This is a genomic window from Pseudomonas sp. (assembly GCF_050739995.1).
Taxonomy (GTDB): domain Bacteria; phylum Pseudomonadota; class Gammaproteobacteria; order Pseudomonadales; family Pseudomonadaceae; genus Aquipseudomonas.
On the sequence record NZ_JBOICG010000450.1, the window covers coordinates 1 to 6,264 of the forward strand.

A 6,264-nucleotide genomic window follows, 5' to 3' on the forward strand; every position below is an offset into this window, starting at 1 on the left:
TTCGCAGCCTCGCTAAAGCTCGACAGCTCCCACAGGGAATGGATGGTGTCGGCCGCGACGCCAAGCAAATGTGGGAGCTGTCGAGCCCTGGCGAGGCTGCGATGGGGTCACCTCGGTATGCCTGCCAGACCCCAATGCCTGCATCGCTGTTTTCTTGAACCCCAGCCGTATTCGTTCCAATGCGGAACAAACTGTTCAAACTCGGGTCCAGTCATCACTCACTCTCACCTCGATAAGGACATTCCTCGTGAAGCGAATCGCGCTGCTCTCCATCGCCCTGGCCCTGGGCGCCTGCCAATCCAACCAACGTGATTCATCCCCGACCTTACTCAAGGACGGCATCCAGTTCCGCCAGAAAACCGTAGCCGTCGACGCCGACCACGCCAAAGTCATCATGAAAGCCAGCGGCGGCACCAACCCCGTCGAATTCTCGATTAGCCGTGAAGGCGACGCCGACTCCCGCATGGAAACCCTCGGCACCGTGATGGACACCGGCGAAGGCAAAGTCTTCAACTGGATCGCCAAAATGAACCAGACCGTCGCCAGTGCGGCGTTCAAGCGTTTCCCGCAGTTGGAAATCCAGGCAGACCCTGGCAAGAAACTCACAGTGGCCAGCGCAGGACGCAGCCAGGGCAACGGGATTTACTACAGCTGCGGGCCGCTGACGAGCACGTTCAGCCCGGAAAAGGCCAAGACTTACCTTGTGGAATTTCAGTTTAAGACTGGGAGGTGTGAGCAGCAGGTGTATGACGTGACGGAAGCGGGGCAGCGGGTGTTGGTGGCGGGAGGGGGGAGTACGGCGCAGGAGAGTTGAGGGTTGGAGTTGAGTGAGGCCTGACGACACCTGTCAGGCCTCAAGCTTGAGTGTTGCGGCGAACGAGTCCGGGTTTTGTGCTTGGAAGGTTTTAAAGGTTTGGTATTTCCAACGCTTATAGGTCGGATCGTCGTCGGTTGTGCCGACTTCGCCGAAATACCAATGCTCTGACTCAAAGATTTGTCCCTCATCGTCTTCATGGGTGAAGTGAAAACCGACTTCTTGAAGTCCTGGCGGAACGGTCAGCCTCCACTCGTGGGCGAGACTTCTACCGACGATACGGGTTTGGCGAAATTGCTCATAGTCGAAGGGCTGAGTTGCCCCGAGGTATCGGGTTTTGTCGGTGTAGACACAGACCTCACTTGAGAACATGTCGGGAATGATGATGCAGGCGACAATCCAGCATTGAGGCATGTCATCCGGCCTGGCCTCTACCAGGTAACCAGCGGCCCTGATCAGTTGTTGAGCGCAGTGAACCTGAATTTCTGGTGTGGTCTGCTTACCCTCGACGAGGGATTCGATGACGGGAATTTTCTCGTTTATGAACCCTCGTCGTAGCGGTAATTCTTCGTAGAAACTGTTTTCGAAGCTGTCGGCCCATCGGGTGAGTGCTCGGAGGTGTCTGGGGATGTTTCGGAGTTTTTTGTTTGTTAGTGACAGTCTGCGCATTAGTGAAAACTCTTAGTTAGGCGTTGATGAACTCGATGTTCGCTGTACCGATGCATTCAATAGGGCCGGGACCCCTGATATTGAAACGATATTTGATAGTCATGGTTTTCTTGACTTATCTGATGTTTGAAATGAGGCTGCAGTATCTTTTTCCATTGGTCTTTGAGGTCATAAGCGCCGTCAAAAATTTGATAGTCACCCCCTAGCCCCAGTGAGTTGAGTACTGAATGAGCGTTTTCAAAAATATCTGACGACTCTTCGCCCACTCCGAATCCGCTGTTTTTTTCAAACCATTCGAGTGTCACCCTAAAACTCATCGCTATTTCCTCACATGTACTTCTTGATATTTCTCTTTGGGTTTGGCGGCTTTGTTCTTTCGCCAGTTATATGGTTGAACGCGCCCAAGTGGCTGCCGTCGCTTACTAAGTACACTTCTAGCTCGCCTTCCGCCGAGTCCCATTCATAGTATTTTCTGTTTTTAGCATCTGCCCAGCGTTTCCGAAAACCTGTGCCTCCCTGCTTTGGAGTCATGCCTTTTATGCTCCTCAAACCAGAAAAACCGGTGATTTTTTCGGTGGTCGGGGGCGTGTGATAGCCGTGACCGAGTGCAGGAAGTGTTTTTCTTCGCTCATTAACCACCACATACAGCGGCCGAACCCCCGACTCCACCGGGAACACCAGAATAAAATCCCGATACTCCGGTGGATAAACCGGGTTCACCAAAATCTGCGCAGCCTTCTCCGTCGGCGGGTAAATCCACATCACTGGCGCTTGCGGCGCAGCCTCCAGTGCTGGAATGCCAAGCGTGTCGCCAGGATCAATCGCCGGCGTCCAGATCAGCTCTGCTCCTTCACCCAAATCCACCACAAACTGCTCGCCACGGCGTTGGAACTGCACCACATCAATCATCTGCCAGTCGGCGTTGTTGCCCGTGTAGAACCCATACCCCTTGAGCGTGCCATCCTCACGTTGTTCGACATGCAACCGCATCTGCGACCGTGCCCGTTGCAGTGAGCGCAATTGCTCATCGCTGTAGAGCGCGCTATCGCCCAGCTCCGATGGCCAAACCAGTGCGACCAAGCCCGCCAGCAGACCACCCGCTACGGTTCCGACAGCCATGGCTGCCGAGTCCAACACCGCCGAACGCAATGCCAATTGACCTAACCCAACGGGCAGGGCGCTGCCACTGATCTTGTGCAGGGCAACCACGCCCTGGCTGTCCATTTCGCGCCCACCCAACAGGGTTAAATGGCCGTACTCCTTGATCAGCTCCAGCGGTACGTGGCCGGTGGGGTCGTTATAGCGAATGATGCCGTCGGGCAGCCGGCAGGGTTTGGTGAAGGTACAACCAGGCAGCTTGGCGGGCGTCGGATGTTGGGCAGGCGCGGGTTCGAATAAGGCAATCGACGGCGAAAAGGGTGCCCGCGACGGCTGTGGGGTCAGGATTCGCTGTTTGAGTTGTTCCTCCTCAGTGGAGGGGTAAAAGCGCTCTGACATGACCGGATCACTTCCTTGTGTGGGGGAGTGAGCCTATGAGGGTGGGGTTAGAAGCTGATGTCGGCTGAGTTCGATGGTGGGCGTGGGAAATGTTGGCTGATACCCAATGCGTAGCTTTGTTTCGATTATTGCGATTTTCGTTTGTTTCGTTTAGTTTTGGCTTCAATTGAATTGCGTAATGCCGGAGTTACATCATGATCACCCATCACCTTCCCAAAACGATCCTTCCGCTGGAAAAGGAAGTCGAAGCTGCCGTACAAGGCCAGCGTGAGCTGGCGTCTCTGCTGTCGACCAAATTTGAAACCCAGCGCATCGACATTTTCGACAAAGAAGACAAACCCCACACCCTCGTACTCCCAACCTCAGCGCTACGCTTGTTGGTCGATATCCTGGGAGAATTGGCTATCGGCAATGCCGTCAAGGTGGTACCCGTGCATGCCGAATTGACCTCGCAGGAGGCCGCCGACCTGCTTAACGTGTCACGCCCGCACTTGGTCAAGATGTTGGAGGAGGGAGCCATTCCTTTTACAAAAACGGGGCGGCATCGTCGAATTCGGTTTTCGGATTTGATGGCGTTCAAGCAGCGGCGTGACGAAGAAAGCCAAGAGGCAATGGAAGCGCTGGCGCAACAAGCCCAGGAGTTGGGAATGGGGTATGACGGATGAGGTGTTCGCCATTTACTGCTGTATATGACGCCTGTGTTCTCTACCCGGCAGCACTCCGGGATTTGCTGATGTGGCTTGGTTTGTCGGGGCTGTACCGAGCGCGCTGGACCAGCCAGATTCATGAAGAGTGGAAACGCAACGTACTTAAGAACCGTCCCGATCTGACGGAGGAACAAGTGAATTGCACGTCAGCGTTGATGGACAAGGCCATACCCGACGCCTTGGTGACTGGGTACGAGGACCTGTGTTCGAGCTTGGATCTGCCCGATCCTGATGATCGTCACGTGCTGGCGGCGGCGATTCGGAGCAAAGCTGAGGTTATCGTGACCTTCAATTTGAAAGACTTCCCACCGAATATCTTGGCGGCTTATGACATTGAACCTATGCATCCGGATGACTTTATTTCGGATCTTTGGGATTTGGATCAGGCGGCGGTATTAGGGGCGGCGCAGAAGCAGAGGCGGGCGTTGAAGTGGCCTCCGATGGAGGCGGGGAGTTATCTTGAGATGTTGATGCGGCAGGGGTTGGTGCAGACTTGTAAGGTGCTTGGGCCTTATGAAGTCATGCTGTAAATTTTATACTGCTAGGTGCTGTTCTGACTGAGGATTACTATTCAAATAATTGAATCTACTACAAGTTTTTAACTTTAATTGTTGACATGCTTTTTATCTTATTTGCCATGGCTGAGTTGTGCGAATTTATTTCGAGTTTTCCCAGGCGCTTTCGCGGGCAAGCCCGCTCTCACATTTGGATTGAGGTGTGTCAGTTAAACCGTGTATGCAGTAAGAAGACCTTGGGACGCCAAGGTCTTTTTTGTCTGCCGATCAGCCCAGCAGGTGCTTGGAAATCAACCGTGAGATTTCCACAATCGAGGTCTTTCCAGTGAACTCAAACTTCACTTTCCCCAGCGACGAAAAGTAAATCTCCAGCTCCGAATCCAGATCAAACGTCCCGGACGTTTCCACCGAGTACGCCACGATATTTCTGTACGGCAGCGAGGTGAAGTCCTTCTTGCTGCCGGTAATTCCCTGCACGTTCACCGCGATGATGCGCTTGGTGGTGAACACCACACCGTCGCGCATGGCTTTGTAGGCGTCGACCACATCTTCGCCATCCAGCAGCAATGCCGAGACACGTTCGGCGTATTCGTTGTTTTGTTTGAGTTTGAAGAAGCCTTTGTTGTTGAAGTCGATCATGTGCCTGTCCTTGTGTGAAGGGCGCAGTAAACGCCTGCGCCTGTATGACGTTTTGCTCGCGGATCTGTATCTAACGGCCTGCTCTTGGGCGCCATACCATGGCGCCCAACACCGCAACGTTGGCCAAGGGTTTCATGCCGACAGAAGAACAATCCAGGAGCCAAACAATGCCCGAAATGTCCAACTGGCTGGCCTATGCGCTGATCTCACTCGGCATGGTGCTGACGCCCGGTCCGAACATGATTTACCTCATCTCCCGCTCGATCTGCCAGGGCCGCACGGCCGGGTTGATTTCCCTGGGCGGCGTGGCGTTGGGTTTTCTGGTTTACATGCTGTGCGCGGCATTGGGCATCACGGCGTTGGTCATGGCCGTGCCGTTTGCCTACGACGCGCTGCGCTTTGGTGGTGCGTTGTATTTGATCTACATGGCCTGGCAGGCGGTCAAACCGGGTGGGCGTTCACCGTTCCAGGTGCGGGACTTGCCCCAGGACAGCCCGCGCAAGCTGTTCACCATGGGCTTGGTGACCAACCTGCTGAACCCCAAGGTGGCGGTGATGTATTTGTCGCTGCTGCCCCAGTTCATCGACCCGAATGGTCATGGCAGTGTGCTGACGCAATCCCTGGTACTGGGATTTACACAAATCATGATCAGCGTGAGCGTCAACGCAGTGATCGCCACCATGGCCGGGTCCATCGCGGTATTTTTCGTCACCCGGCCGGGATGGCAGGTGGTGCAGCGTTGGGTGATGGGCTCGGTGTTGATGGGGTTGGCGGTGCGGATGGCGGTGGAAGGGCGGCGCTAGCTTGCGCTTCACAGAATAGCTTTCAGATAGTCCTTGAGTGCGCTGAGCGGGGTATTGAGTTCATCCAGTGTCGACGCTTGGCGCACGTCCACCGCCAACCGTTGCAGCTCGCGCCCCATCACGGTATTGGCGCCGCCCAGGGAGGCGAGCGCCAGTGTCAGGCATTCATCGAGCTTCAACTGAATCCCAACCAAATCCCCCTGCCGCACCAACAACCCAAACACCTCGCGATCATATCCAACCATCACCGGGTCATCCCGCAAAACCGGGCTACCACCCTCAGTTTCGTGCACCAGTTTGAGGGCGAACAACGCAACCGCTTCGAGCAACAATTCCATGGTCCCGCTACCTCCACTGGCGTGCCGGTCACTTTTCGACAGGCGAAAAAAAAGACCTTGAATTTCAAGGTCTTTCTTTAAGATGGTGCCCCGAGGGAGACTCGAACTCCCACTCCTTTCGAAAACGGATTTTGAATCCGCCGCGTCTACCAATTCCGCCATCAGGGCTTGTGGCGGCGAAGTATAGAGAGGTCATTACCGTTGGTCAATCAGCTTTCATGGTTAATTTTTGTCTTTTCGGCTAAACTTTGCGGCCCTGTCAAACCGAACACCATCATGCGC

General features: G+C 54.6%; 9 protein-coding genes and 1 tRNA gene. 4 read left to right on the forward strand and 6 right to left on the reverse strand.

Going from position 1 to position 6,264, the window contains the following annotated elements; genetic code table 11:
* Positions 1 to 247: 247 nt before the first annotated feature.
* Entirely contained in the window at positions 248 to 814 is a 567-nt protein-coding gene (locus tag ACRESD_RS15040; protein WP_431751641.1) for a hypothetical protein, read from the forward strand.
* Between the two features lie 33 nt (positions 815 to 847).
* Here ACRESD_RS15040 and ACRESD_RS15045 read toward each other — a convergent pair whose 3' ends face one another.
* From ACRESD_RS15045 to ACRESD_RS15055, 3 genes are read right to left on the reverse strand one after another with little or no spacing between them, the layout of a single operon-like run.
* A complete protein-coding gene (locus ACRESD_RS15045) occupies positions 848 to 1,483 on the reverse strand; it encodes a DUF3916 domain-containing protein (RefSeq protein WP_431751642.1) in 636 nt (211 codons plus the stop codon).
* A 56-nt stretch (positions 1,484 to 1,539) separates the two neighbouring features.
* Entirely contained in the window at positions 1,540 to 1,800 is a 261-nt protein-coding gene (locus ACRESD_RS15050) for a colicin E3-like toxin immunity protein (protein ID WP_431751643.1), read from the reverse strand.
* A 10-nt stretch (positions 1,801 to 1,810) separates the two neighbouring features.
* A complete protein-coding gene (locus ACRESD_RS15055; RefSeq protein WP_431751644.1) occupies positions 1,811 to 2,980 on the reverse strand; it encodes an S-type pyocin domain-containing protein in 1,170 nt (389 codons plus the stop codon).
* A gap of 194 nt (positions 2,981 to 3,174) precedes the next feature.
* Here ACRESD_RS15055 and ACRESD_RS15060 point away from each other — a divergent pair, with 194 nt between their 5' ends.
* Positions 3,175 to 3,645, forward strand: a complete 471-nt coding sequence (locus tag ACRESD_RS15060) for a helix-turn-helix domain-containing protein (RefSeq protein ID WP_431751645.1) — start codon at positions 3,175 to 3,177, stop codon at positions 3,643 to 3,645.
* On the forward strand, positions 3,642 to 4,217 hold the full coding sequence (locus ACRESD_RS15065; RefSeq protein ID WP_431751646.1) for a PIN domain-containing protein: 576 nt from the start codon (positions 3,642 to 3,644) through the stop codon (positions 4,215 to 4,217). Before ACRESD_RS15060 ends, ACRESD_RS15065 begins: the two co-directional genes overlap by 4 nt.
* A 252-nt stretch (positions 4,218 to 4,469) precedes the next feature.
* Here ACRESD_RS15065 and ACRESD_RS15070 read toward each other — a convergent pair whose 3' ends face one another.
* On the reverse strand, positions 4,470 to 4,841 hold the full coding sequence (locus tag ACRESD_RS15070) for a PH domain-containing protein (RefSeq protein ID WP_431751647.1): 372 nt from the start codon (positions 4,839 to 4,841) through the stop codon (positions 4,470 to 4,472).
* A 167-nt stretch (positions 4,842 to 5,008) separates the two neighbouring features.
* Between ACRESD_RS15070 and ACRESD_RS15075 the strand changes: the two genes are divergently transcribed.
* A complete protein-coding gene (locus tag ACRESD_RS15075) occupies positions 5,009 to 5,644 on the forward strand; it encodes a LysE family translocator (protein WP_431751648.1) in 636 nt (211 codons plus the stop codon).
* An 8-nt stretch (positions 5,645 to 5,652) separates the two neighbouring features.
* Here ACRESD_RS15075 and ACRESD_RS15080 read toward each other — a convergent pair whose 3' ends face one another.
* Both ACRESD_RS15080 and ACRESD_RS15085 read right to left on the reverse strand, forming a co-directional pair.
* The gene (locus ACRESD_RS15080) at positions 5,653 to 5,982 is read right to left on the reverse strand and encodes a hypothetical protein (RefSeq protein WP_431751649.1); all 330 of its coding nucleotides are present in this window, start codon (positions 5,980 to 5,982) and stop codon (positions 5,653 to 5,655) included.
* Positions 5,983 to 6,065: 83 nt separating this feature from the next.
* A tRNA-Leu gene (locus ACRESD_RS15085) sits at positions 6,066 to 6,150 on the reverse strand.
* Positions 6,151 to 6,264: the final 114 nt, after the last annotated feature.